General features: G+C 40.9%; 30 protein-coding genes and 2 pseudogenes. 16 read left to right on the forward strand and 16 right to left on the reverse strand.

All coding sequences use genetic code 11. The features are described from left to right. Positions 1-104: 104 nt before the first annotated feature. Together LGZ98_RS12775 and LGZ98_RS12780 are read left to right on the forward strand one after the other, a co-directional pair. Positions 105-653, forward strand: a complete 549-nt coding sequence (locus LGZ98_RS12775; RefSeq protein ID WP_113041003.1) for a metal-dependent hydrolase — start codon at positions 105-107, stop codon at positions 651-653. Positions 654-840: 187 nt separating this feature from the next. Further along, positions 841-2,232: an L-cystine transporter gene (locus LGZ98_RS12780; RefSeq protein WP_191214722.1), complete on the forward strand. Its 1,392-nt coding sequence runs from the start codon at positions 841-843 to the stop codon at positions 2,230-2,232. 66 nt (positions 2,233-2,298) lie between these two features. Here LGZ98_RS12780 and htpX read toward each other — a convergent pair whose 3' ends face one another. From htpX to LGZ98_RS12800, 4 genes are all read right to left on the reverse strand, one after another. Then, a complete protein-coding gene (gene htpX, locus LGZ98_RS12785; protein ID WP_113041005.1) occupies positions 2,299-3,186 on the reverse strand; it encodes a protease HtpX in 888 nt (295 codons plus the stop codon). Positions 3,187-3,528: 342 nt separating this feature from the next. Beyond that, positions 3,529-5,580 (reverse strand): carboxy terminal-processing peptidase, encoded by a 2,052-nt coding sequence (prc, locus tag LGZ98_RS12790; RefSeq protein ID WP_113041006.1) that lies wholly within the window; start codon positions 5,578-5,580, stop codon positions 3,529-3,531. A gap of 19 nt (positions 5,581-5,599) precedes the next feature. Then, positions 5,600-6,304, reverse strand: a complete 705-nt coding sequence (gene proQ / locus LGZ98_RS12795; RefSeq protein ID WP_113041007.1) for an RNA chaperone ProQ — start codon at positions 6,302-6,304, stop codon at positions 5,600-5,602. 95 nt (positions 6,305-6,399) lie between these two features. Then, the gene (locus tag LGZ98_RS12800; RefSeq protein ID WP_113041008.1) at positions 6,400-6,897 is read right to left on the reverse strand and encodes a free L-methionine (R)-S-oxide reductase MsrC; all 498 of its coding nucleotides are present in this window, start codon (positions 6,895-6,897) and stop codon (positions 6,400-6,402) included. A 667-nt stretch (positions 6,898-7,564) separates the two neighbouring features. Between LGZ98_RS12800 and LGZ98_RS12805 the strand changes: the two genes are divergently transcribed. Then, on the forward strand, positions 7,565-7,807 hold the full coding sequence (locus LGZ98_RS12805) for a DUF1480 family protein (RefSeq protein WP_112875709.1): 243 nt from the start codon (positions 7,565-7,567) through the stop codon (positions 7,805-7,807). Between the two features lie 351 nt (positions 7,808-8,158). Here LGZ98_RS12805 and LGZ98_RS12810 read toward each other — a convergent pair whose 3' ends face one another. Beyond that, the gene (locus LGZ98_RS12810; protein WP_113041009.1) at positions 8,159-8,500 is read right to left on the reverse strand and encodes a YebY family protein; all 342 of its coding nucleotides are present in this window, start codon (positions 8,498-8,500) and stop codon (positions 8,159-8,161) included. A gap of 34 nt (positions 8,501-8,534) precedes the next feature. On the opposite strand from LGZ98_RS12810, the gene LGZ98_RS12815 reads away from it, so the two are divergent. Next, positions 8,535-8,717: a hypothetical protein gene (locus LGZ98_RS12815; protein ID WP_146748044.1), complete on the forward strand. Its 183-nt coding sequence runs from the start codon at positions 8,535-8,537 to the stop codon at positions 8,715-8,717. A gap of 9 nt (positions 8,718-8,726) precedes the next feature. On the opposite strand, the gene copD is transcribed toward LGZ98_RS12815, so the two are convergent. From copD to ftnA, 3 genes are all read right to left on the reverse strand, one after another. Further along, positions 8,727-9,620, reverse strand: a complete 894-nt coding sequence (gene copD / locus LGZ98_RS12820) for a copper homeostasis membrane protein CopD (protein WP_113041010.1) — start codon at positions 9,618-9,620, stop codon at positions 8,727-8,729. 2 nt (positions 9,621-9,622) lie between these two features. Next, the gene (yobA, locus tag LGZ98_RS12825) at positions 9,623-10,009 is read right to left on the reverse strand and encodes a CopC domain-containing protein YobA (protein WP_113041011.1); all 387 of its coding nucleotides are present in this window, start codon (positions 10,007-10,009) and stop codon (positions 9,623-9,625) included. 194 nt (positions 10,010-10,203) lie between these two features. Further along, complete coding sequence (gene ftnA / locus LGZ98_RS12830; protein WP_113041012.1) at positions 10,204-10,707, reverse strand: non-heme ferritin; 504 nt, start codon at positions 10,705-10,707, stop codon at positions 10,204-10,206. Between the two features lie 313 nt (positions 10,708-11,020). Here ftnA and LGZ98_RS12835 point away from each other — a divergent pair, with 313 nt between their 5' ends. Next, positions 11,021-11,251 (forward strand): DNA polymerase III subunit theta, encoded by a 231-nt coding sequence (locus LGZ98_RS12835; RefSeq protein ID WP_112875704.1) that lies wholly within the window; start codon positions 11,021-11,023, stop codon positions 11,249-11,251. Between the two features lie 174 nt (positions 11,252-11,425). Here the strand turns inward: LGZ98_RS12835 and pip are convergent, their stop codons facing one another. The 3 genes from pip to LGZ98_RS12850 form a co-directional block, all read right to left on the reverse strand. Continuing rightward, positions 11,426-12,379: a prolyl aminopeptidase gene (gene pip / locus LGZ98_RS12840; protein ID WP_113041013.1), complete on the reverse strand. Its 954-nt coding sequence runs from the start codon at positions 12,377-12,379 to the stop codon at positions 11,426-11,428. Between the two features lie 73 nt (positions 12,380-12,452). Further along, entirely contained in the window at positions 12,453-12,827 is a 375-nt protein-coding gene (yebF, locus tag LGZ98_RS12845) for a protein YebF (RefSeq protein WP_113041014.1), read from the reverse strand. 101 nt (positions 12,828-12,928) lie between these two features. Next, positions 12,929-13,114 (reverse strand): YoaH family protein, encoded by a 186-nt coding sequence (locus LGZ98_RS12850; RefSeq protein WP_112875701.1) that lies wholly within the window; start codon positions 13,112-13,114, stop codon positions 12,929-12,931. A gap of 139 nt (positions 13,115-13,253) precedes the next feature. On the opposite strand from LGZ98_RS12850, the gene LGZ98_RS12855 reads away from it, so the two are divergent. From LGZ98_RS12855 to mntP, 10 genes and pseudogenes are all read left to right on the forward strand, one after another. Continuing rightward, positions 13,254-13,490, forward strand: a complete 237-nt coding sequence (locus LGZ98_RS12855; RefSeq protein ID WP_113041015.1) for a hypothetical protein — start codon at positions 13,254-13,256, stop codon at positions 13,488-13,490. Continuing rightward, a pseudogene (locus tag LGZ98_RS12860) lies at positions 13,412-13,729 on the forward strand (chorismate-binding protein); the annotation flags it as partial. The gene LGZ98_RS12855 and the pseudogene LGZ98_RS12860, both read left to right, overlap by 79 nt. After that, a pseudogene (locus LGZ98_RS12865) lies at positions 13,726-14,290 on the forward strand (CoA pyrophosphatase). The pseudogenes LGZ98_RS12860 and LGZ98_RS12865, both read left to right, overlap by 4 nt. A gap of 171 nt (positions 14,291-14,461) precedes the next feature. Beyond that, a complete protein-coding gene (locus tag LGZ98_RS12870; RefSeq protein ID WP_113041017.1) occupies positions 14,462-15,826 on the forward strand; it encodes an L-serine ammonia-lyase in 1,365 nt (454 codons plus the stop codon). Between the two features lie 540 nt (positions 15,827-16,366). Continuing rightward, complete coding sequence (locus LGZ98_RS12875) at positions 16,367-16,492, forward strand: hypothetical protein (protein WP_262978151.1); 126 nt, start codon at positions 16,367-16,369, stop codon at positions 16,490-16,492. Continuing rightward, positions 16,449-17,432 (forward strand): PTS mannose transporter subunit IIAB, encoded by a 984-nt coding sequence (manX, locus tag LGZ98_RS12880; RefSeq protein ID WP_228902834.1) that lies wholly within the window; start codon positions 16,449-16,451, stop codon positions 17,430-17,432. The genes LGZ98_RS12875 and manX overlap by 44 nt, the downstream gene beginning before the upstream one ends. Before the next feature lie 75 nt (positions 17,433-17,507). Then, positions 17,508-18,308 carry a PTS mannose/fructose/sorbose transporter subunit IIC gene (locus LGZ98_RS12885; RefSeq protein WP_113041019.1) on the forward strand — a complete coding sequence of 267 codons (801 nt, stop codon included), beginning with the start codon at positions 17,508-17,510 and terminating at the stop codon, positions 18,306-18,308. Positions 18,309-18,321: 13 nt separating this feature from the next. Further along, positions 18,322-19,188, forward strand: a complete 867-nt coding sequence (locus tag LGZ98_RS12890; RefSeq protein ID WP_113041020.1) for a PTS mannose transporter subunit IID — start codon at positions 18,322-18,324, stop codon at positions 19,186-19,188. A 66-nt stretch (positions 19,189-19,254) separates the two neighbouring features. Beyond that, positions 19,255-19,713 (forward strand): DUF986 family protein, encoded by a 459-nt coding sequence (locus tag LGZ98_RS12895; RefSeq protein WP_113041021.1) that lies wholly within the window; start codon positions 19,255-19,257, stop codon positions 19,711-19,713. Positions 19,714-20,137: 424 nt separating this feature from the next. Then, positions 20,138-20,719: a manganese efflux pump MntP gene (gene mntP / locus LGZ98_RS12900; RefSeq protein ID WP_146748045.1), complete on the forward strand. Its 582-nt coding sequence runs from the start codon at positions 20,138-20,140 to the stop codon at positions 20,717-20,719. Here mntP and LGZ98_RS12905 read toward each other — a convergent pair. From LGZ98_RS12905 to LGZ98_RS12920, 4 genes are all read right to left on the reverse strand, one after another. Continuing rightward, positions 20,699-20,905 carry a hypothetical protein gene (locus LGZ98_RS12905; RefSeq protein ID WP_146748046.1) on the reverse strand — a complete coding sequence of 69 codons (207 nt, stop codon included), beginning with the start codon at positions 20,903-20,905 and terminating at the stop codon, positions 20,699-20,701. The two genes, mntP and LGZ98_RS12905, sit on opposite strands and share 21 nt — an antisense overlap. Continuing rightward, positions 20,902-21,720 (reverse strand): 23S rRNA (guanine(745)-N(1))-methyltransferase, encoded by an 819-nt coding sequence (gene rlmA, locus LGZ98_RS12910; RefSeq protein ID WP_262978152.1) that lies wholly within the window; start codon positions 21,718-21,720, stop codon positions 20,902-20,904. The genes LGZ98_RS12905 and rlmA overlap by 4 nt, the downstream gene beginning before the upstream one ends. 620 nt (positions 21,721-22,340) lie before the next feature. Beyond that, the gene (locus tag LGZ98_RS12915) at positions 22,341-22,631 is read right to left on the reverse strand and encodes a helix-turn-helix domain-containing protein (RefSeq protein ID WP_113041025.1); all 291 of its coding nucleotides are present in this window, start codon (positions 22,629-22,631) and stop codon (positions 22,341-22,343) included. Positions 22,632-22,633: 2 nt separating this feature from the next. Beyond that, the gene (locus LGZ98_RS12920) at positions 22,634-22,945 is read right to left on the reverse strand and encodes a type II toxin-antitoxin system RelE/ParE family toxin (RefSeq protein WP_113041117.1); all 312 of its coding nucleotides are present in this window, start codon (positions 22,943-22,945) and stop codon (positions 22,634-22,636) included. A gap of 230 nt (positions 22,946-23,175) precedes the next feature. Here LGZ98_RS12920 and LGZ98_RS12925 point away from each other — a divergent pair, with 230 nt between their 5' ends. Beyond that, entirely contained in the window at positions 23,176-23,319 is a 144-nt protein-coding gene (locus LGZ98_RS12925) for a hypothetical protein (protein WP_158536478.1), read from the forward strand. Positions 23,320-23,696: 377 nt separating this feature from the next. On the opposite strand, the gene LGZ98_RS12935 is transcribed toward LGZ98_RS12925, so the two are convergent. After that, the gene (locus LGZ98_RS12935; RefSeq protein ID WP_262978153.1) at positions 23,697-24,509 is read right to left on the reverse strand and encodes an abortive infection family protein; all 813 of its coding nucleotides are present in this window, start codon (positions 24,507-24,509) and stop codon (positions 23,697-23,699) included.

Genomic DNA, 24,509 nt, shown 5'->3' on the forward strand with positions numbered 1-24,509 from the left:
TTAATAAATAAGATATTTTTGCTTTTCACCCTCTATCTTACCCACATAAAACCCTCTATACTTCGCCGACTGTATGGATAGACAGTTATTAGTCAGAGGAATTTATGACCGCAGAAGGGCATCTTTTATTTTCAGTTGCCAGCATCATCTTGGCACATAAGCTAGAAATAACACCAGAGATAGCTTATGGAGACTGGTTGCATATGCTACCAGGGGTACTGCTTACTGCCTTGTTACCCGATATCGATCACCCTAATTCAACCCTGGGTAGATTATTCAGATTTATCTCCATTCCTATTGCCAAACTCTGTGGTCATAGAGGCTTTACTCACAGTTTACTTGCTCTCATATTAGGGATTACTTTATTTTGGCTAAAAATACCCGAAGAGTGGCTAATCCCAACTGATTTTTTCCATGCCATGATTGTTGGCTATTTGAGCCATCTGATTGCAGATATGCTAACACCGGCTGGTGTGCCGTTATTGTGGCCAATCAAAATACGTTTCTGTCTACCTGTGCTTGGCAAGCAAGGAAATAAGAAAGCAGAAAGGTTTATTTCTGCCCTATTAATTGTCATTGCCATTTTTCTACCAGAAGATATTGAATCTTCTATACTTTTTTATATAAATCGCATCAAAGATCTCTATTTCTAATGCTCTAATTGACTAAAAATAAATCTTAAAAGTCACATTAATTATATTAAATTCTATATAGTTATAAATGAAAATAGTTTAATCTGGTACTATATTCCCCAACTGCTTGTTGTAATGTGTTCGTTTGCAAACCTACACGATTCAATACAGCTTATAACTTAACTAAATTGAATTCTGGAGTTTGGGGATGAATTTACCACTCATTTCGAATGTGCTCGTCTTCGTAGCACTGCTTTTGCTATTGTCAAAAACCAGTTCACGGCAATGGAACCTGTCGAAAAAGGTTTTTGCGGGCCTTACCATTGGCATTATTTTTGGCTTAGCACTGCAACTGGTTTATGGTTCTGATAATACCATAGTGAAGGAATCCATATCATGGTTCAACATTGTAGGTAATGGCTACGTACAACTTCTACAAATGGTCATTATGCCTCTGATATTTGCCTCTATTTTGAGTGCAGTCGCCAAACTACACAAAGCATCTTCTCTGGGAAAAATCAGCTTTCTGACTATCGGAACGTTGTTATTCACTACAATGATTGCAGCACTTATCGGTATCATGATTATCAACCTGTTCGGCCTGACTGCTGAAGGTCTGATTCAAGGTCCCCAAGAAACAACACGTCTGTCTGCTATCGAAAACAACTATGTCAGCAAAGTCTCTGATTTATCTGTACCACAATTGATTCTATCTTTTATTCCGAAAAATCCGTTCGCAGATTTAACCGGCGCTAACCCAACTTCTGTTATCAGCGTTGTTATTTTCGCAACCTTCTTAGGTATCGCTGCCCTGCAAATGTTGAAAGATGATCATGAGAAGGGTGAACGCATATTAGTCGCTATCGACACTATACAGGCATGGGTAATGAAACTGGTTCGTCTGGTTATGCGCTTAACGCCGTATGGTGTTATGGCCCTGATGACCAAAGTTGTCGCTAACTCTAATATCCATGAAATTGCAAAACTGGGAACCTTTGTTATCGCATCCTATATTGCACTAGCACTAGTATTTGTTGCTCATGGGTTTCTACTTTCTCTCTTCGGCATCAATCCACTTAGATTTTTCAAAAAAACTTGGCCAGTGTTGACTTTTGCATTCACCAGCCGTTCCAGTGCTGCCAGTATTCCACTGAATGTCGAAACCCAGACACTCCGTATTGGCGTACCAGAATCAATCGCCAGCTTTTCAGCATCTTTTGGAGCAACAATCGGTCAGAATGGCTGTGCCGGAATTTATCCCGCCATGTTGGCCGCAATGGTTGCTCCAACAGTGGGCATAAACCCACTCGACCCGATGTGGATTGCAACACTCGTTGGCATTGTCACTATCAGCTCTGCTGGCGTTGCTGGTGTGGGCGGCGGTGCTACGTTTGCAGCACTGATTGTCTTACCCGCAATGGGACTACCTGTAACGTTGATTGCTTTATTGATTTCTGTTGAGCCTCTCATTGATATGGGCCGTACGGCACTGAATGTAAGTGGTTCAATGACTGCTGGCACTATTACCAGCCAACTGATGGGACAAACTGATAAAACTATCTTCGATCAGGAAGAACATGTTGAATTAAGTCAGCTATAATTTAAAACTTCAAAAACTGTAAAAAAGCCGGGATTGATTCCCCGGCTTTTTATTTTATTCACAATATTATTTATTCAGGTACTGTCCACTACGCAGTGCTTCAATACGTTTGTCCAATGGTGGGTGAGACATGAACAGCTCACTGAATGTTTTTGATTTACCATTAATACAGAACGCCATCATACTGCCTTCTTCCTGCGGTTCATAACTGGTTTTCAGACGCTGTAAAGCAGCGATCATTTTCTCACGACCGACCAACTTGGCAGAACCTGCATCTGCATGGAATTCGCGATAACGTGAGAACCACATTGTGATAATGCTCGCCAGAATACCAAATACTATTTCCAACACCATTGAAACAACCATGTAAACAATAGGATTGCCCGAAGAGTTACTCTCTTCCTCATCACTGTTGCCAGACAGGAAACTTGATACAGCTTGAGCCAGTAGACGGGAAATAAAGATAACGAAAGTATTTACTATCCCTTGCAGCAAGGTCATCGTCACCATATCACCATTAGCAATATGACTAATCTCATGAGCAATAACAGCTTCTGCTTCTGCCCTACTCATGTTATCCAATAGACCGGTGCTGACAGCAACCAGAGAAGCATTACGACGCGCTCCGGTAGCGAATGCGTTAATATCAGGCGCGGTATAAATCGCAACCTGGGGCATGGCAATATTGACTTGTTCCGCTTGACGGCGAACAGTTTCAACTAACCAATGTTCAACTTCATTTGCTGGCTGTTCTATGACCTGGGCACCCACAGAACGTAGGGCCATCCATTTGGACATCAACAGGGAAACAAACGCCCCACCGAAACCAAACAGACCAGCCATAATCATCAAACCTTGTACACTACTCCCCTGAATTCCTGTCAAAGAAAGTATTATCCCGAACACCAACATAACAGCGAGGTTAGTGAGGAGGAACAAAACAATTCGCATCATAAAAACCGGCTTCCTTTATTAATAATCAATGCACTTTCAGAACTACTCTATAAATAAGGCTGTTCTTACTATATTCAAGGCTTTTAACCTGTTAAGCGATAAAACCAACATAACTTTACAAAATCATGAAAAAAACCACATTAGCCTAACACCAATTGGTTAAACAAAATACGCCAATACCTGGTAATACTGAGAAAATGTGAAATAATTCATCCTTCCTGAAAAGAAAAAACACCTTAAAAAGACTGTTTATATTACTGACAGCCCAATATACCATTCACTCAAAACATCCCAAGCAAACGATATTGGGCATTAATCATTAACAGGCTTTAACCCATTATTTTACTTAGACTTAGCCAACATTTTCTCAGCAGGTTGGTGCGCTAAATCAAGTGCAATCTTCACTGACTCATCGAGATAGGGATCTGGCCCCTGATAATCTTTAGGCAAATCATCCAGTGAAGTTAACGGTTTTTTACCCTCGCGTTTAAAGCGATCATTTATGCGATTCAACTTCAGAGCATCCGCTTCTTTATTCTCTTTCTCTCTTTGTGCATAGTTCAGAGAAACAATATTTTTATGCTCTTTCAGCGCCTTATAGTGAGCAATATCCTCATTGATATACTTGAATTCTGGATCAGTTGTAATGCGGGCATTGTGAGCAACATTCAACTGAGGAACCAATGCAGCAATAATTTTAGACCCTGTATAACGGGCAGGAGGAATGCTATCCCAAGGCAAAGCATTATCTTCGAAACTTTCCCCGGTTTCTGCCGGATCAACCCCCGTAGGCATTACGATATCAGGAGTAACCCCTTTACGCTGAGTACTACCGCCATTCACACGATAAAACTTCTGAATCGTATATTGGACAGACCCCAGTGATGGCCAATCAGGACGCATCATTTGATCGTAAATACGACTCAAAGAACGATATTGCTGAACTGTACCTTTACCAAAAGTCGGTTCACCAACAATCAACGCTCGCCCATAATCCTGCATTGCTGCGGCAAAAATTTCAGAAGCAGAAGCACTAAAATGGTCTACCAGAACAACCAAAGGTCCTTTATAGTACACCACTTCATCAGTATCAGAATCCTGACGAATTTTCCCATTATTATCTCTAACCTGGACAACCGGGCCACTTGGGAGAAACAAGCCTGATAAAGAAACCGCCTCTGTCAGTGCGCCACCACCATTGCTACGCAAATCAATGACAATAGCACTGACATGCTGTTTGGTCAGTTTTTGTAATTGAGTTTTAACATTATCAGTCAAACCAACATAAAAACCGGGGATATCAAGCACGCCCACTTTTTCCTGACCCATGGTCTTAACTGACATCTTCACAGCCCGATCTTCCAAACGGATCTGTTCGCGAGTTAAAATAACAGTACGCGGTTTTGCCCCTTTGGTATCAGAAATAACCTCAAGCCGCACTTTACTCCCTTTAGGACCTTTAATCAGCGCAACCACATCATCCAGACGCCAGCCAATAATATCCACCATAGACTTTCCTGACTGGGCAACGCCGATAATCTTATCACCCACGTTTAATGCTTTGCTTTTGGCGGCAGGTCCACCAGCAACCAAAGAATTTATAACTGTGTAGTCATCATCTATTTGCAAAACAGCACCAATCCCTTCCAGGGAAAGACTCATTTCTGAGTTAAACTGTTCAGTATTGCGTGGTGAAAGATAATTGGTATGAGGATCAATTTCACGGGCAAACGCAGTCATAATCAATTGGAAAACATCTTCACTCTGGCTTTGTGTCAGACGTTTTAACGCGGATTGATAGCGTTTGGTGAGCATCTCTTTGATTTTCTTGTCCTCTTTGCCGCTGAGCTTGAGGTTGAGCCAATCATATTTAACTTTAGCATCCCAAAGTTTATTTAGCTCTTCCACACTCTGTGACCAAGGGGCTTTGGAACGATCAACATCAATTGTATCGTTACCATCAAAATTCATTGGCTGTTCAAGACGCGATAAAGCGTACTGATAACGCTCAAAGCGACGTTTCTGTAACAAATTAAACAAGTCATACGGAATTTCCAGATTCCCATTTTCCAATTCCTTGCCTAACAACTTTTTCTTATCGGCATACTGAGCAACATCTGACGCCAATAATATGTTATGGCTGTAATCCAGTATATTAAGATAGCGGTCAAATATTTTTGCCGAAAAATCACCATCTAAATCAAATTGGCGATAATGAGAACGAGTGAAGCGGGATGTTACCCGCTCGCTAACTGTTGAATGCTGAGGCTCTTGCTTCAATATAGGTAATTGTTCAATACCAACAGGAACAGCCACTGGACTGTTTGTATTTGCATAACAAGTACCAAAAATTGAAACACCTAAAACAAAAGCCAGTCTGACGAATTTGTTCATGCCCAGGTCGGCCTCCGTATCAGAACTGTAAATGTTCTGCGCGTACAATCATTGCCAAACCGGAAGGCAATTGTACCCGTACACCATCTTTGGCGACTTCAAGCACAGAAGCATCCACTGAACTTTTACCCACTCTTACTTTAATTTCCTGACCAATTTTCAGCGATGAAACATCGACAATCTGAATCGGTACAGGTTGAGCAGGTTTAGCAACTGGTTTACGTGCTTGCTGAGGGCGCTTTTGCTGACGTGGTGGCTGCCGTTTTTCCCCCTCAGTATTATTAGCGCGGCGACGAGGAGCTGGTTTCTTGGCTGTGGGCCGTTCATTTTTTTCACCAGCAGCCACATTTTCAGCTTCACGTTTTTTAGCTCTTTGCTCTGCACGCTGTGCCTGAACCCGTGCTTTAGCTTCAGTCAGTTGCTGAAGAGCGTGCTCAATGTGTTCCGCTTCCAATTCACCGCATGAATTACCATCAAGGTCAACACGCTGCGCACCTTCTTTCACACCATACAGGTAACGCCAACTTGATGTGTACAGACGCAAGGCGGAGCGCAGTTGTGTTTTACTTAAACACTCTTCGTCCTGAATACGTTCAACGATATCTTGAAAAATACCGATCTTTAAAGGACGAGCTTCACCTTCGGCTACGAAACAGAGCGGGAAACGCTCAGCTAAAAAAGCAATAATCTCTTTACTACTATTCAACTTAGGTTGATTTTCCATGAAATTTCCTGATTACAACGGTTTTGCCAACCAGCATAGGCATGAACTGGCGTCATTATAATAGCGTTGCTGATAAATGCCACGTTATCCATATGTTAAGTTACATTCAATTCAACATATTTCGGCACAACGCACTGTTCTAAATGAGCACAAAGCCCATCAATAAGGGCTTGTAAGCCAAATTCGTCTTTCTGGTCGAACCTATTAAAGACCGTACTATCAATATCCAATACACCGATAATTCTATCGCTTACGATCAACGGCAACACAATTTCAGCGTTACTAGCAACATCACAGGCGATATGACCAGGGAACGCATGAACATCATCAACACGCTGGATACGCTTTTTCAATACAGCCGTTCCGCATACCCCCTTGCCAACAGGTATTCTGACACAAGCAACTTTTCCCTGAAATGGTCCTAACACCAACGTATTACCATCAATCAGGTAAAAGCCAACCCAGTTAACGTCATGCAAACGTTCATACAACAATGCACTGGTATTAGCCAGCGTCGCTATTAAGTCATACTCACCAGACAACAGAGCTTTTAGGTCTCCCGTAAGCTCCCGATAGAACTCATTTTTATTCATAATTGACCTATCCGATGAAATTCACAAAACGCATCTCTATTTTTATATCAAAAAAACATCAAGTGCCCATAACAATAAGGTTAACAGTCTGTCACACTGACGTAAATTTTTTACTGTCCTCAATAAGATATTCTTTAATTATATTTATTGAATACTTGCAAAGGCTAGTGAGATATCACACCACTTCACCAAAACATTATCAGAGGTACAACCAGTATGAATATGATTCACTGTTAGTGCCTCTATGCCCTCATACAATAAAATCAAATTGAGTTTTTACACAATTATAAAGATCAATTATCTGATAACAGTATCGTTCATTAGCCCCTTTCATTTGAGAGTTGACTAGTAGTGTAGTAAAAAAACTAAACATTCAAACAAGTTATCCATAGAATTATTGCATTTACCACACCACCACCAACACTTTGAGTCCTTACTACCACACCAAATAAATATTTCCTACTGAATGTATAAAAGGTCAAAGAATAACAGAGATAAAAAAAGCAATATGACAAGAGTAAGTTTTAGAACAGATCATTATAACAGCAATATCATCTACCGATTATCCAGCACAGAAAATATTATTACTGGAAATCTCAGCTATTTGATCTATTCTCAATGATGGTCACGCTGGTCTTACCTGTTATATAAAAGTTAAGGAGCAATCATGAACCAGACAAAATTAAGAATTTCCAGCTACGAAATTGATGATGCTATTCTCTCTTCACCTTCCCAAGAGGACGATATCACCATTAGCATTCCTTGTAATTCCGACCATGAACTTTGTATGCAGTTGGATGGATGGGATGAACATACCAGTATTCCCGCCTTACTAAACGATAAACACATTCTTCTCTACCGAAAGCATTATGATAGACAAAAACATGCATGGGTTATGAGGGTGGTCTGATGTCCACAAAACTTGTGACAAAAAGAGGCCGAGTTGACTCCTCTACTCGGCCTAGGGAAAATGGCTCTTAAGAGCCGTGCGCTAAAAGTGTCATTGAGACGAAAAACAACTTACAATTTAAAGAGTAGCTGACATACTTGCATTTTACCAACTTTTTGGATAATAAATAATCAAAAACAACATCTTCCATTAAGCCAAAATAGACGCTATACCCTACGGATTTCAAGATGCATCGCGACGGCAAGAGAGTGAATCCCCGGGAGCATAGCAAACTATGTGACCGGGGTGAGCGAGCGCAGCCAACAAAGAGGCAACTTGAAAGATAACGGGTATATTGCTTACTCAATGACATTATCTCTTATCGCACAATGCTAAAGCTGCTTGTTGGAATGGCTCTATACTCATTTTTTGGGTCGGATTTTTGCTATCATCCAATAGAATAATATCCAAAGACTTAGCATTCACTTTCCCCACCTTCATCATATCCGTGGCTATATCATTCAATGGGTATTGCACTAACGTACTTGGATTAATCACAAACAGAGCCTTATTTGCTCGGCAATCCAACATCACCTCTTCCCGCGTAAATGCCCATTTATCACCAAATTGTAGCTTACTCACCGTTTCAATCGGTGCAGCAACATTTTGAAAAGAGAGACAAAGCAAGGAAATTAATAAAAGTAAACGTTTCATAATAGTTACCAATGTAGATATAAAAGCGAGCGAAATGGATCTTTTCACACACTATCTATATACCCAATGGATTTCAAGATGCATCGCGACGGCAAGGGAGCGAATCCCCGGGAGCATAGGTAACTATGTGACCGGGGTGAGTGAGTGCAGCCAACAAAGAGGCAATTTGAAAGATAACGGGTATATACCAATAGCACCTATTGAGACAGATAATTAATTAAGAAAATCAAATCGGTTGATAAGTAGCAAAAACAGCAACACATAATAGAACCAATGCTCCAAGAATAATTTCAACCCAACTATTGATAATCAACAATTGATAGCGGCCAGGTTGCTTCAGTTTAGGAACCAAGATATAGCGGTTAATTAATGCAAGCATCACCATACCCACCACCAATGCTATCTTCAGCCATAGCATGGATTGATATTCACTACCGCTATATTTCGGCCAGTTCGGTAGCAAAATTAAGCTGCTTATAATGCCAGTAATGATAATCAGGGTTACAGCAACGTGACCATACGTGGAAAAACGCATCATGGAGATCATAATCTGTTTATCCAACCCTATAGCCAATTCATTTTGTATCCGTAAAAATTGCAAGCATAACAAAAACGGCCATAATCCACCAAACCAGTATCCAACACTCACTAAGTGAATTACCTGATTAATCTGAGAAAAAACACCTGTTATCCCATCATGCATTACCGAATGGCCTATAAAAGCATGGCAGGAGAGTAAAACAGCAGAACTGATTAACATCAAAATATTTCTGGCTTTTTGTTTACCGATAAACAAAAACCCTGTAGCAACTATTGAAACCAGTATTTGCCATTGCCAAACTTTACCAAAAGTTGTTCCCAATACTGCCAACCAGATTTCTAGATTACAAATATCCTGCCAACCATCACCCATTATTCCCGATTGAATTGCCAACCATCCAATTGTTGTTACTAATGTCACAACTGTACTGATAATTACCCCTAAACGAAGGCGTGCATCAATCAGAACAGATAAACGCTCAGGAACCAATATGGCAGTAAATATGCTAAAGCCAAACACTAACATAACTGCCACGAAATGAGTGAAGCGACAAAGAATATACAGCGCCGCTAGAGACATAATTATTTCACTGTAAAGCTATAGGCACCTTTAGTCTTATGCCCATCAACAGAGACCACGCTCCAGTTAACATCATATCTCCCTGTCGCCAGTTTATCTTCGATAGGAAGAATAAGTTTTGTATTAGTTGCCGGATCAAGCTTCAACTTTCCCGTTTTAATGAGTTTATTTTCCGGGCCAATCACTTTTACTTTACTAAAACTCAGCTCAATACCTTCAGAAAAGCTTAGCGTGATCACCTGCGGTGTATTTTCTACTGTAGTATCTTCTGCCGGAATTTGTTCTGTTAAATGCGCATGGGCCAAAGCTTGCTGGCAAGATATGGCAACAAAAAGGACAATTAAAGCAGATAATTTTCGGCCAAAAGAGCGGATTGTGCTAATGGTCATCAATAACCTCTTAATTTTCAAATGAATCGCTATAAATTGTCATCATTTTATATCAAAAGAATTATTTTATCTGCGATAACTTACAATAAGAATTTCGTCTTGTGAACTATCGCGCAAAAATAAAGGAAAACCGCAGCATTGACTTTAAATACCTAAAGTTATTGCGACTACTGCGGCTAATTAATTCCCTTTCATTAGACAGGATTTGCAGTAGACAGACCTTTCAGATCCTTATCTAATAAGAAAAGTGCTTTACCATCCTCACCAACCATATCCAGTTTATCAAGGATAGATTTAAACAATTTCTCTTCTTCATGCTGTTCTGCTACATACCATTGCAGAAAGTTAAAAGTAGAATAATCCTGCATGGTTATCGCCAAATGAGCAAGTTTATTAATTTCGGCAGTAATAAATCGCTCGTGTTCATAAGTTCTATTGAGTACATGAGATATAGATTCATAATCGGCCACAGGTGCATCAATTTGCCCCAAACGTGGCATTGCGCCTGTATCACTCAGATACTCAAACAAGCGATGCATATGCTGCATCTCTTCCTGAGAGTGCGATTTAAAAAACGCAGCGGCACCTGGTAACCCTTGTTCACTACACCATGCACTCATTTGCAGATATAAATTCGCAGAATAGAACTCCAGATTCATCTGCTCATTTAATTTATTAACCATTTCTTGATTTAACATAATAGATACTCCAGTTATTAATTGGACTACATTATGCCAATTAAATGAAAATAATAAAACCCAATAATAAAAATAAATCAAAAATAAGTATCACATTGAAATATAAATATATTTTTTAATAAAAATATGAAAATGAATCTCATTTAATATATTTAAATGAAAATGAATCACATTTACAAAATAATCTTCATCAAGGAATTTTGATATTTAATGATAATGAATATTATTTATATTTATAAAATAATCAATTCAGACCTTGCCAGAAAAACCTGTCTGGATTAGTTTTATCACTTTGTGAATGAGAGAGACACTGATGAAACATAATCTGGCCGAACTTTCTACAGAGAATATGGACAAAGTGAATGTTGATTTGGCAGCTTCTGGCGTAGCCTTTAAGGAACGTTACAATATGCCGGTACTTCCTGATACAGTTGAACAAGAACAACCCGAACATCTGCGGCAATATTTTCAACAACGTTTAGTGCATTATCGCCAATTATCCAAACAATTTTCCAATTTACCCTACGAGCCAAAAGGCCGCTGATCATCCAGTAAGAATGGGTAACCACCGGATAACCGGTGATTATATACCCAATGGATTTCAAGATGGATCGCGACGGCAAGGGAACGAATCCCCGGGAGCATAGATAACTATGTGACCGGGGTGAGTGAGTGCAGCCAACAAAGAGGCAACTTGAAAGATAACGGGTATATCCAATTACTGATCTGCAAACCTATCTGTTGCACTAATAAGCTGATGTAAAATACCCGGCTCATCAAATGAATGCCCTGCTCCTTCAATGATATGTAATTCCGCTTCCGGCCATGCCTGCGCTAGATCCCAAGCATTTTGCACCCGGCACGCCATATCATATCGGCCATGAATGATAACTGCCGGAATATCCCGTATAACGTCAATATTATTCAACAGTTGCTGCTCCTCATTCATAAAACCCTCATTGATAAAATAGTGGTTCTCAATCCGAGCAAATGCCAAAGCAAACTCATCTTCCGTAAAACACTCTACATTATTTGAAGGAAGCAATGTTACCGTCTCTCCTTCCCATAAACTCCAGAGACGCGCGGCTTCTAATTGCACCCGAAGATCATTACTAGTCAGCCGCTTATTATATGCTCTGATCACATCCTTTCGTTCTCCTTCCGATAAAATAGATACCATTCGTTGCCATTTGTCAGGGAAGAAATTAGAAGCACCATCCTGATAATACCAGTGCAACTCTTGTGGTCTCAGCAAGAAAATTCCCCGAAGAATTAATTCAGAAACGTGTTGGGAATGAGTCTGGGCGTAAACTAAAGATAAGGTTGAACCCCACGAACCACCAAATACCAGCCATTTTTCTACTCCCATCAATTGACGTAAGCGCTCAATATCTTCAACTAAATGCCAAGTGGTATTATTTTCCAAACTGGCATGAGGTTTTGAACGCCCACAACCACGCTGATCAAATAACATGACATGATATTTCTTCGGGTCGAATAACCGACGGTGATAAGAAGCAATACCACCACCCGGCCCACCATGAATAAATACAGCCGGCTTACCTACAGGATTACCACACAATTCCCAATAAATTTGATGACCGTCGCCTGTATCCAAATACCCCGAACGATAAGCTTCACAAGCCGGATATAATTTTCTCAATTCTGACATAACATTTCCTTTACTGGCTAACACCAAATCTGGTATCCGTCTAATGACGGGTAGACATAACTATCAGAAAATGTTATTTCAATTCACTATAGCTAATCGTATTTTGCTGACAATCAACGACAACACGGTAATCTTTGTCACGCTTAGAACCACGAACAGTCAGCGGAATTTTTAATATATCTTTATCGCCAGTGATATTTTCCGCCTTTACCCACACCACTGGTTTAGACGTTCCCAATTGCTTTCTATCTTCTGACCAATGGTTAATGCGGTTTTGCAGAAAATCACGCTTTACTTGAGCGGCAATTTGCGATTTAGTTAAATTGTCGCAAGAAATAAATTTATCAACACGTTTGTTCTCCGACACAGCAGATACTGTGAATGAAACCGTGAGCAAAAGTGCTGCACCTGATAGGCTAACTCTGTTAATGATATGACATGCTTTCATACTACCTCCCGTTAATATCTCAAAGTAAGAGATTAAATATGGAGCTAACCTAACATGTCAGGTAAAATAAATGTGTGATTATTGTTAAATAAATAATTTAATTATGTTGATTTTTCATCATCAAACACCACATTAACCTGCTCTTTTCCTCGATGTCGCTCACGAAGTTCTTGTGCAACCAACGCAATCGCTTCGCCACTGCTCATTCCTTCAACCATCAATTGCTGAATTTTTTCTACCGCTCGTTGCTGTTCCTCATGGGATAAAGTTGGCATCTCTGAAAACATGATAATAACCTCTATAAAGTGATCTATGCTGAAGAGTATAGCGATTTTTAACTCAAGTAAGGAATGGATTTCTATGTTAATCTGTAAGGATTAAAATCAAGACTAACTTTTGCATTACAATTGCTAAACCAACACTATAATGAGCATTTCACTACAAAAACGGCAATTACCCTATCAACCAGACGCTGCCATCAACTATTTCGCGCCGATTTCAAATCAGTCTTGGGCAATGCTGCTCCATTCTGGTGCGGCCAACCATCCCCATAACCGGTTCGATATTTTGGTTGCAGAACCACGGATGCTACGGATTTATTACGCGCCTGTTTTCCCGGTGGTTCTATTACCGGAGCTCCTAAAATCAGAGCAATGGAAATAATAGAAGAGCTTGAACCTCACCGCCGACATGGATATTGTGGTTCAATTGGCTATATTAGTTTCTGTGGCACAATGGACAGCAATATCACCATTCGTACCCTCTTAACTGAGAAAGAAAAAATATATTGCTGGGCCGGTGGCGGAATCGTTGCCGACAGCATTGCTGAAAAAGAGTATCAGGAAACATTTGATAAGTTGAATCGTATCTTGCCGCAACTAGGGAAAATAAAAGTAATATGATATCACTGTCTGATTTCGTTAACAGATTTCAGTTACAACTTCCACCACCACCTAAACGGCTTTCAGATAACAACCGCCATGCTGCGGTATTATTACCAATCATCTGCAAACCGAAGCCAACGTTATTATTGACCCGACGCTCCGCCACTTTACGATCACATGCCGGTCAAGTCGCTTTTCCAGGGGGGGGTTGCTGATCCTAAAGATAAATCAATAATCGCGACAGCACTACGGGAAGCGGAAGAAGAAGTTAACATACCTCATCAGAAAGTTCAGGTTCTGGGACAACTCGCTCCTTTAAATAGCATCAGTGGCTATCTGGTGACGCCTATTGTCGGATTATTGCCCCCCGGATTATCCTTCCACAGCAACCCGGCAGAAGTTTCCAAAATATTCGAAGTTCCTCTATCTGAAGCGCTCTCACTTTCGAGTTATCATTATCTTGATGTTAGTCGCCGTGGTCAGCGGCATCGTATCTATTTTTACTGGTATCAGCAGCATCTCATTTGGGGATTAACAGCGACAATAATTCATCAATTAGCTCAACAAATTCAGGTTTGATCCAAATCATTTAAGGATAACAAATTTGTATTTTTTTTATCCATCTTTATCGCTGTTGCTATCATAATTCAAAAAAACCTGTAAACTCCCTTATCAACACGACTAAATCACAGTAAAGTAGCGTACCTCAATATATATAACTATATCTCTATCTTTTTTAAGGAGTCTGGCGTGATTAGCGTTTTCGACATGTTTAAGGTCGGTATTGGCCCATCTAGCTCTCATACGGTTGGCCCGATGAAAGCCGGCAAACAGTTTGTCGACGATCTGGTAAACCAGGGATTAATGCCTTCTATCACGCGTGTAGCCGTCGATGTTTACGGCTCACTCTCATTAACCGGCAAGGGTCATCATACGGATATCGCCATTATCATGGGTCTGGCAGGTAATTTACCCGCCACCGTTGATATTGATTCGATCCCCGGTTTTATTCGTGATGTAGAGCAAACACAGCGTATTAAACTAGCCAACGGTTTACATGAAGTCGATTTCCCACGTGATAGCGGCATGGTTTTCCGAAGTGATAATCTGTCATTACATGAAAACGGCATGCAAATTCACGCATTCGCGGGGGACAAAAAAGTTTATAGCAAAACCTACTACTCGATTGGTGGTGGTTTTATTGTTGATGAAGAACACTTTGGTAAACCCTCTCAGGATACCAAACCAGTTTCATATCCATTCAATTCAGCAAAAGAATTACTGATGAATTGTAATAAAACCGGGTTATCTATTTCCGGTTTAATGATGAAAAACGAGCTGGATCTCCACAGCAAAGAAGAAATTAATGCCTATTTTGCCGATGTCTGGGATACCATGCAGGCTTGTATTGAACGTGGTTTGAACACCGAAGGGGTTTTACCTGGCCCACTGCGTGTACCACGCCGGGCAGCGGCATTACATCGTATGCTAACCTCATCAAATAATTTATCTAATGATCCAATGAATGTCGTGGATTTGGTGAATATGTTTGCCTTGGCTGTCAATGAAGAAAATGCTGCGGGTGGGCGTGTTGTTACCGCACCAACCAATGGCGCTTGTGGCATTGTTCCTGCCGTACTCGCTTATTACAACCATTGCATTGAACCTGTAACACCAGAGCTCTATATCCGCTATTTCCTGGCTTCTGGCGCTATTGGCATCCTATATAAAATGAATGCATCGATATCTGGAGCTGAAGTGGGTTGCCAAGGGGAAGTAGGTGTTGCCTGCTCGATGGCAGCAGCCGGCCTTGCTGAATTGCTCGGTGGCAGTGCTGAACAGGTCTGTATTGCGGCTGAAATCGGTATGGAACATAACCTCGGCCTTACTTGTGACCCGGTAGCAGGCCAGGTACAAGTACCTTGTATTGAACGAAATGCCATTGCGTCAGTAAAAGCAATCAATGCTTCACGCATGGCTTTGCGCCGTACCAGTGAACCGCGCGTTTCTCTCGATAAAGTTATTGAAACCATGTACGAAACAGGTAAAGACATGAACGCTAAATATCGTGAAACATCCCGCGGTGGGTTAGCAATTAAAGTTCAGTGTGATTAATCAAATAAATAACTTGTTTTTTAATCAATAAATGCTTCTGTAATGAAAATATCCCTACCCTATGGTTGGGATATTTTTTGACCAAAACGTGGAATGATCATCTTTTGATCTAAAAAGATGAATATGTTTTCCATTTTAAACTAATAAGATGTTATCGAAAACAGAATAAATATCTAACAATAAGCAAATTATAGATAATTATAAATTAATTTTGCAATTTTTAGCTTATTAAATTGTTTTGTGGTTAACATTTTTATCTATTTCATTTTTTCTGACTGACAGCAATTTTCCTCTGGTATTTCTAATGTTAATCTAACAGCCGATTTTTTCAGTCAATAAGAGATAAAGTCTAAATCAAGTCAAATATTTAGGTATCATATTGATAAAAGGTCACTATTCATACAAATAAGATTTTTATTGGAGGAATGATTCATCAAAATTATTGCAGTAACTTTGTAATAATCCTGCGTTGATACCCAATGGATTTCAAGATGGATCGCGACGGCAAGGGAGCGAATCCCCGGGAACATAGATAACGATGTGACCGAGGTGAGTGAGTGCAGCCAACAAAGAGGCAACTTGAAAGATAACGGGTATATATTGTTAACAGAGGGGAAAACAAGTGAGTATAGCCATTATGATTGGCACACACGGGGCTGCGGCTGAGCAACTGCTTCGTACCGCAGAGATGTTAATTGGAGAGCAAGAAAATGTTTCTTACATTGACTTCGTTCCTGGTGAAAATGCCGATACCTTATTTGAAAAATACAACAGTAAACTGGAAACGCTTAATACAGCGCAAGGTGTACTATTTCTTGTCGATACATGGGGAGGAAGTCCATTCAACGCGGCTAGCCGTATCGCCGTAGATAAAGAGGATTATGAGATCATCACCGGAGTTAACGTTCCAATGCTGGTTGAAACCTTTATGTGTCGAGATGATGACCCATCTCTGGCAGAACTGGTTTCTGTTGCTCTGGAAACCGGGAAAGAAGGCATCCGGGCCCTGAAAACAGAAGAACCTCAAAAAGCTGAACCAGCCAAGCCCGTGGCATCCGTTGCGGCACCTTCATTTGCACCATCAACCGGTGGTCATATGAAAATTGCCCTGGCTCGAATTGATGACCGCCTCATTCATGGTCAGGTTGCTACACGTTGGACAAAAGAAACCAATGTCAAACGGATCATTGTCGTCAGCGATGAAGTTGCTGCTGATACTGTCCGTACCACCTTGCTAAAACAAGTTGCTCCACCGGGGCTCAGTGCTCACGTTGTTGACGTTGCAAAATGTGTTCGCGTTTATAACAACCCGAAATATGCCAATGAACGTGTCATGTTGCTGTTTACAAACCCAACAGATGTTTTGCGTTTAATCGAAGACGGTGTCGATATCACTTCTGTCAACATTGGTGGAATGGCTTTCCGTCAGGGAAAAACGCAAGTTAACAACGCAATATCCGTTGATGAAACCGATATTGCAGCCTTCAAAAAACTAAACGAACGAGGCATTGAACTTGAAGCCCGTAAGGTTGCTAGTGACAGCCGCTTACAAATGATGGATCTACTCCAGAAGGTTAAAAACGAAAATCAGATCAGAGCAATTTAACTATTACTCAACAACAAAAATCACTCAATGACAAAAATTTCTCACCAAATTTAATTTGGTTACAGGAGACAAACAATGGAAATTACCGTTGTTCAAATTGTATTGATATTCATCGTAGCTTGTATAGCCGGAATGGATTCCATTCTTGATGAATTTCAATTCCACCGCCCACTCGTGGCCTGCACCTTAATCGGGATCATTCTTGGTGACATGACAACCGGTATCATTATCGGTGGTACGCTAGAGATGATCGCTCTTGGCTGGATGAATATCGGTGCTGCAATTGCGCCGGATGCGGCCTTAGCATCAATCATCTCAACGATTCTGGTCATCGCGGGTGGTCGTGATATCGGTGAAGGTATCGCTTTGGCTATTCCACTGGCAGCAGCAGGGCAAGTGCTGACTATCATTGTGCGTACCATCACAGTCGCCTTTCAGCATGCTGCTGACAACGCGGCAGAACGTGGCAGCCTGCGTGCGATTAGCTTTATCCATCTATCCGCATTACTGCTCCAGGCTATGCGTATCGCCATCCCGGCCCTGATCGTTGCACTATCGGTTGGTACCAACGAAGTCCAGCAGTTACTTGCTTCTATTCCAAAAGTGGTAACAGATGGCTTGAACATCGCCGGGGGTATGATCGTCGTTGTGGGTTACGCAATGGTTATCAACATGATGCGTGCCGGTTACCTAATGCCCTTCTTCTATCTCGGTTTCGTCACAGCGGCATTCACTGAGTTTAACCTAGTTGCATTAGGCATTATTGGTATTGTTATGGCTGTGCTGTACATCCAGCTAAGCCCTAAATATAACAAATCTCAGGTAGTGGCTACCCCTGGACACACCAATAACGACCTTGATAACGAATTAGATTAAAAGGATGAGCAACATGTTAGATACAACAAAAACGCCTGCTCAGACAGCAGACCAGAAAAAACTGACACCCAGTGATATCCGTGGTGTATTTCTCCGTTCTAATGTATTTCAAGGTTCATGGAACTTTGAACGTATGCAGGCTTTGGGTTTCTGTTTCTCTATGGTGCCAGCTCTTCGTCGTTTGTATCCAGAAAACACCGATGAGCGTAAACAGGCACTCAAACGCCACCTCGAATTCTTTAACACTCACCCTTACGTCGTCGCACCTGTACTGGGTGTCACTCTGGCAATGGAGGAACAGCGTGCTAATGGCGCAACGATTGATGATGGTGCGATTAACGGTATCAAAGTCGGTCTGATGGGGCCATTGGCCGGTGTTGGTGACCCTATTTTCTGGGGGACAGTCCGCCCGGTATTTGCTGCTTTGGGTGCTGGCCTGGCAATGAGTGGCAGTTGGCTTGGGCCTGTCTTGTTCTTTTTCTTATTCAATCTGGTACGCCTGTTAGTTCTCTATTCAGGTATCTCTTATGGTTATAAGAAAGGGATCAATATCGTTCAAGATATGGGTGGTGGCTTCTTGCAAAAAATGACGGAAGGAGCGTCAATCCTTGGTCTATTTGTTATGGGGGCATTAGTTAATAAATGGACGAAAGTCAATATCCCACTGGTTGTATCAGAAATTCCTAACCAACAGACAGGTGAAAAGACAATAACCACGGTTCAAAATATCCTCGATCAATTGATGCCAGGCTTGGTACCACTTTTGCTGACATTTTCTTGTATGTGGTTATTACGACATAAAGTCAATGCCCTGTGGATCATTATTGGTTTCTTTATCCTGGGGATTATTGGTGCCAAATTTGGTTTCCTTGGTCTCTAGTACAATATCATTCGGGGAGGAACTCCTCCCCATATTTTCTTTTTCATGACAATGCAAGGATAAGGAATGAGCCTTAATGATATAGTATTAGCTGGTTTAATCGTACTCATGCTAGCTTTTGCTGTTTATGATGAATTCGTGGTTAATTTTCTAAAAGGGAAAACTTACTTACAAATAAAGCTAAAAAGAAAACATAAAATTGATGCACTCATCTTTATTATCCTGATACTTATTGTTGTTTATAATAATATTACTGCTTATGGTAGCCGTTTAACCACATATTTATTGCTGTTTACTATCCTGGTGACTATTTATATTGCCTATATACGGTCGCCTAAATTATTTTTTAAAAATAACGGTTTCTTCTATGTAAATACCTTTATTTCCTATAACCGGATAAAAACTATGAATTTATCTGAAGATGGCATTCTGGTTATTGGTTTAGAAAACAAGAAATTATATATATCAGTAAGCAAAATTGATGATTTAGAAAGAATTTATAAATTTCTCATCGAAAACAGATAGATAAGAAAAAATAATAAATAAAAAAGTAAATAATAAACAGTCAGCCTTACGCTGACTTTTATTTTCCCTATAAAACAGATAATGATAATTATTATCAATATCCTGCCTTAACCCTAAAAATAATATTATTTTCCCTTTTTGAATTATTGTGCTATCTTTTAAATTGTCATGGGGAGTAGCCTGTTTCAGAGAAGCGATTTAGTTAATTTCTCTGAAAAGCCCGTATCAACACGCTCGTTACAAAATAAACGTGGTGCGGGTAGCCTTATTGCTATCTTAACAGGCATTATTGTTGCTCAAAATAGCAAAAAAATAGCCTAATGGGATAGCTATTAATTCGGTTGGCAAGACCATTGCATATAACACCATCATTGGTTGGGGGTGGATTATATGTATATGGAAACACCCAACCGAGGCTATATTAATGAATATGTACGCAACCCTTATCCTGGCTTTAGCACTCTCAATGGATGCCTTTGCTGCTGCAATTTGTAAAGGGGCCGCACTACATAGACCGCATTTTCGTGAAGCAATCCGTACAGGTTTGATATTTGGCTTAGTAGAAGCCTGTACCCCATTGATTGGCTGGTCGATAGGGCTTTACGCCAGCCAGTATATTATGGAATGGGATCACTGGATTGCTTTCGCGCTGTTATTTGTTCTAGGTTGTAGAATGATAACAGAGAGTTTTAAAGCAAATCAGGAAAAAAAGAGTGAATCACCCTGCCGTAATAACTCAATAGTGTTGATAACAACAGCCATTGCCACCAGCCTGGATGCAATGGCAATTGGTATTGGGCTAGCGTTCCTTGAAGTCAATATCGTACATACTGCGATGGCTATCGGAATGATGACAATGATTATGGCAACATTGGGTATGTTAATTGGCCGTTATATTGGCCCACGGTTAGGCAAACGCGCTGAACTTATTGGTGGGCTGATTCTAATTGCAATTGGCTTCAATATCTTATTTGAACATCTCGAATTATTTATGTACGCCAAATAACGCCACCAGCCCAAAATATTTATACCCGTCATCTTTCAAGTTGCCTCTTTGTTGGCTGCACTCACTCACCCCGGTCACATAGTTAGCTATGCTCCCGGGGATTCGCTCCCTTGCCGTCGCGATCCATCTTGAAATCCATTGGGTATATCTGTTAAACGCTATATTTTGGGCTGAAATCTTGATCAATTAAGGCGTTGATAGACCCGCAGTATAAAATCAGTTTCACATTCAAACAGCACCCTATCTGCCAATTCTTTTTTCACATCTTCTATTGCTCGCCAGGCAAATGGTGTCATCTGTAATAAATGATACGCTTGCACACCATCTAATTTCATTGGGTAAGATAACGATTGCTCGGTTATCAATTCAAATCCTTCCAATGGTTCTGCCTTCAATGGATGAAGATGAATATTTTGATAAATCAACTCTTTGAGCTGATAAAGATGGCGAGGGCCAGGAGTGACTGTCAAAACAATGCCCTGTGGCTTAACCACCCTTGCCAGTTCCTCCGCTTTACAAGGTGCATAAATTCTCAGCACCCCGGCAAGCGATTTATCGGCAAATGGCAAACGATGACTCGACGCAACACAAAAGCTGACAGCAGGATAGCGCTTAGCGCCATAACGAACCGCGATCTTAGCAACATCTAACCCATAGATTTTAAGATTACGTCTCTTGCCTAACTGTGCTTCAACCGCAGCGGTGTAATAACCTTCACCGCATCCTATATCCAGCAAACTCCCTGCATTTTCTGGCAGATACTTTTCTAGTAATTCCGAAACCCGTTGTTGTAATGGTTGATAATGCCCTGAATCCAAAAATGCTCTTCTTGATTGCATCATCTCCGGGCTATCCCCCGGTTCCTTGGATTTTTTATGCTGAACGGGCATCAGATTAACATACCCTTCTTTAGCACAATCAAACTGATGATTATTCTCACAGCGCCATTGCTGTCGAATGAGCAATAAAGATTGATGACATAAGGGACATTGGTAAGACATAAGATTCCAAAAATATAAGCGAAAACCAGCCAGCACTATAGCATATTCTGATACTTTTCGTCTTAAATCATACTAATTAATAATTCTATATATACTCAAGATACTTCAAAGTGCATGTTTGAAAAACGATTATGTTGTTGAATTTAAATGTTTTTATATCTGACGACTCAAGCATCTTGAAGTTCATTCGGTATAAACGATTAATCATTATCTTGAATGAAATTATATTCCATTATTTTCATTCCTTTTTTTGAAGAGTCTCGCAATATTTCTATAGCATAAATCTATTTATCAGGTATGATTCTTCAATCAAAATCCAATAAAATATCATTGTTAATAAATCATTTAACTAATAGAAATAACTAACAACATAGGAAATATAATGAATATTTTCATACAATATTTTAATAAATTAAGATCAATTTCACCGAAATTCGATATTATGCCCAATACAAACATCCTGTACCTAAGTTCACCACTTAAATTCTTTTATTGCCATGTTTCACTTATAAAAAAAACTGTCGGAGCAGATTGGTTAAAAATAAAAGAACCACAGTTAAGCGGCTAGATATGAAAAAACCCCGCTTGAGACGAGGTTTGATACCTTACGAATAATTAATTTACATAGACAACGCTTTTAAAACATGAATAGGATCTTTTTCTATTGCTTTCAGCAATGCTTTTGCTGGCCCGGTTGGTTCACGTCTTCCTTGCTCCCAATTGCGTAAAGTCCCAACATTAACGGAAATCAACTTAGCAAAACCAGTTTGACTTAAGCCTGTCGCTTGGCGAATATTCTTTACTTTTATCGCCTCAACATTAATTTCACGAGAGGGCACACGCTCACTATTAATAATCTCATTCATCTGTGTCATACTTTCAGTCAGCCTGGCAAATAATTTACTATCCATCTCTACCACCTCTCATTTAAGTCTCTCAGGATTTTCTTCTCTGATTCACTCAGATCGTCTTTTGTGCCTTTTTTATAAATCAACAACAATTGGATATGTGAAACATCCACCTTGTAATAATAAATAATACGTACACCACCACGCTTTCCCTTACCACGAGAGACCCACCTGACTTTACGCAACCCGCCAGTACGCTGGATAACATCTCCAGCTATGGGATTAGCTGCAAGATATTGCTGAAACTCACGATATTCATCGCCACTTAATAACTCTTTACAGTCCTCAGTGAAAATATCAGTTTCAATGAATATCATATTTAAGTGCGTCATAAGTGTATGTGAAGTCATCATATGCCCCATCACACAGTAAGTCAATGACGCATAAATGTCTGTTGATATAAACCCCTTTAATAATAGGTGTTTTTTACCATCCTTTGCTTAGGGTTAGAATGAGCAACTAAAAAAACAATGCTGATTATACCCTATGGATTTCAAGATACATCGCGACAGCAAGGGAGCGAATCCTCGGGAGCATAGCTAACTATGTGACCGGGGGAAGTGAGTGCAGCCAACAAAGAGGCAACTTGAAAGATGACGGGTATAGATGTCGTGGAATTTGTGCACATAGCCCATTTGTTGTCATTAAACCCAGTCCAGATTCTGGGCAAAATAAAGCTGAAAAAACCTAGTCTTAACAACAACCTAAAGTGAACATCCACAGTGCATATCACAAATAAAAACACATATAAATCAGCACATTGCAACAACAGGAACTCACAAGATCATGAAAAATACCACGTTCTAATCAAGGGGTTAATTTGCGCCCTACATCGGTTGCATCTTACCTCGCATCCTGCTCCGAGGCCGTGGCCATCTGCCGCAACAGAATGGCCAGTTCGGCCGGGTCACCGTCGCGACGGACTTCGGCAAGCAGCTCCGCTGCATAAGTCGATCAGCGCGGAAGTGCTCGGCCATGACCTCATCATGCGATCTATCTTTCATTTGGTGCCACCCTCCTTTCAAAGTGCACGGTTTGGTAGCCAAGTTCCGTGCGATGCCATCGCGGCTAGAAAAGGATACTTTCGTCCCAACCACCGTGTTTCTCCTGTGTCACTTTAGCTTTTATCCTCGCCTCTAGCGACTTAATAAACCGAACCGAGGCCGCAACGTGATTGAAGATCAACAGGCTTTCCTCATAATTCAGGATTGGGTTGTCGTGAGCTAAGCTCTTGTTGTTCCGCACATCGTTAAAGGCTTCAAGCACCGAGATGCTGGACTTTAAGATACGCTCGGTCATCACTGACTCAAGATGACCTCCATCACGTAACGCCTTCACATACTCGCCAAAGACACTATGCAACGGCTTGTCACGGGTGATCGTGATGCCGTGAGGCGCACATGTCACACGGATGAACTTGTTGACGAACGTATGAAGCCGATCTAACCCGCCCTCAGGTTGATTTTTCTCGATAGCTTCGCGAACGTGCTCCGCCGCCACCTCGAAATCTCGTTCATCCGCGATGGCTATCAGCGCATCTAGCTCAACTACCGGCTGGTCACTGAGAAGCCGTTGAGCGATCTTTCGGCAGTCGTCAATCAGCACTGGGTTGCTGTCACCAAAGCACTGCCCTTCGCTGGCGTAGTCGACCAAACCGCCGATAACTCGACCCACCACATAGTTCGCCTCCAACTCCCAGAAGGTGCACATACGGTTAGCCTTCGACGTGCCGCGCACTCGGTAGCGTTCGGCATCAATTTCCACCCGGTATTCGACGAAGAAGTCGCCGAAGGTTCGGTCTGAAAAATTGAGGACGTACCCGCCGCTCATTCCGAGCAGCCTTTCCAGTTTCCGACGTTCACTCCCGCTAAGATCGGACAT

It is taken from the genome of Photorhabdus kayaii, assembly GCF_025384895.1.
GTDB classification, from domain to species: domain Bacteria; phylum Pseudomonadota; class Gammaproteobacteria; order Enterobacterales; family Enterobacteriaceae; genus Photorhabdus; species Photorhabdus kayaii.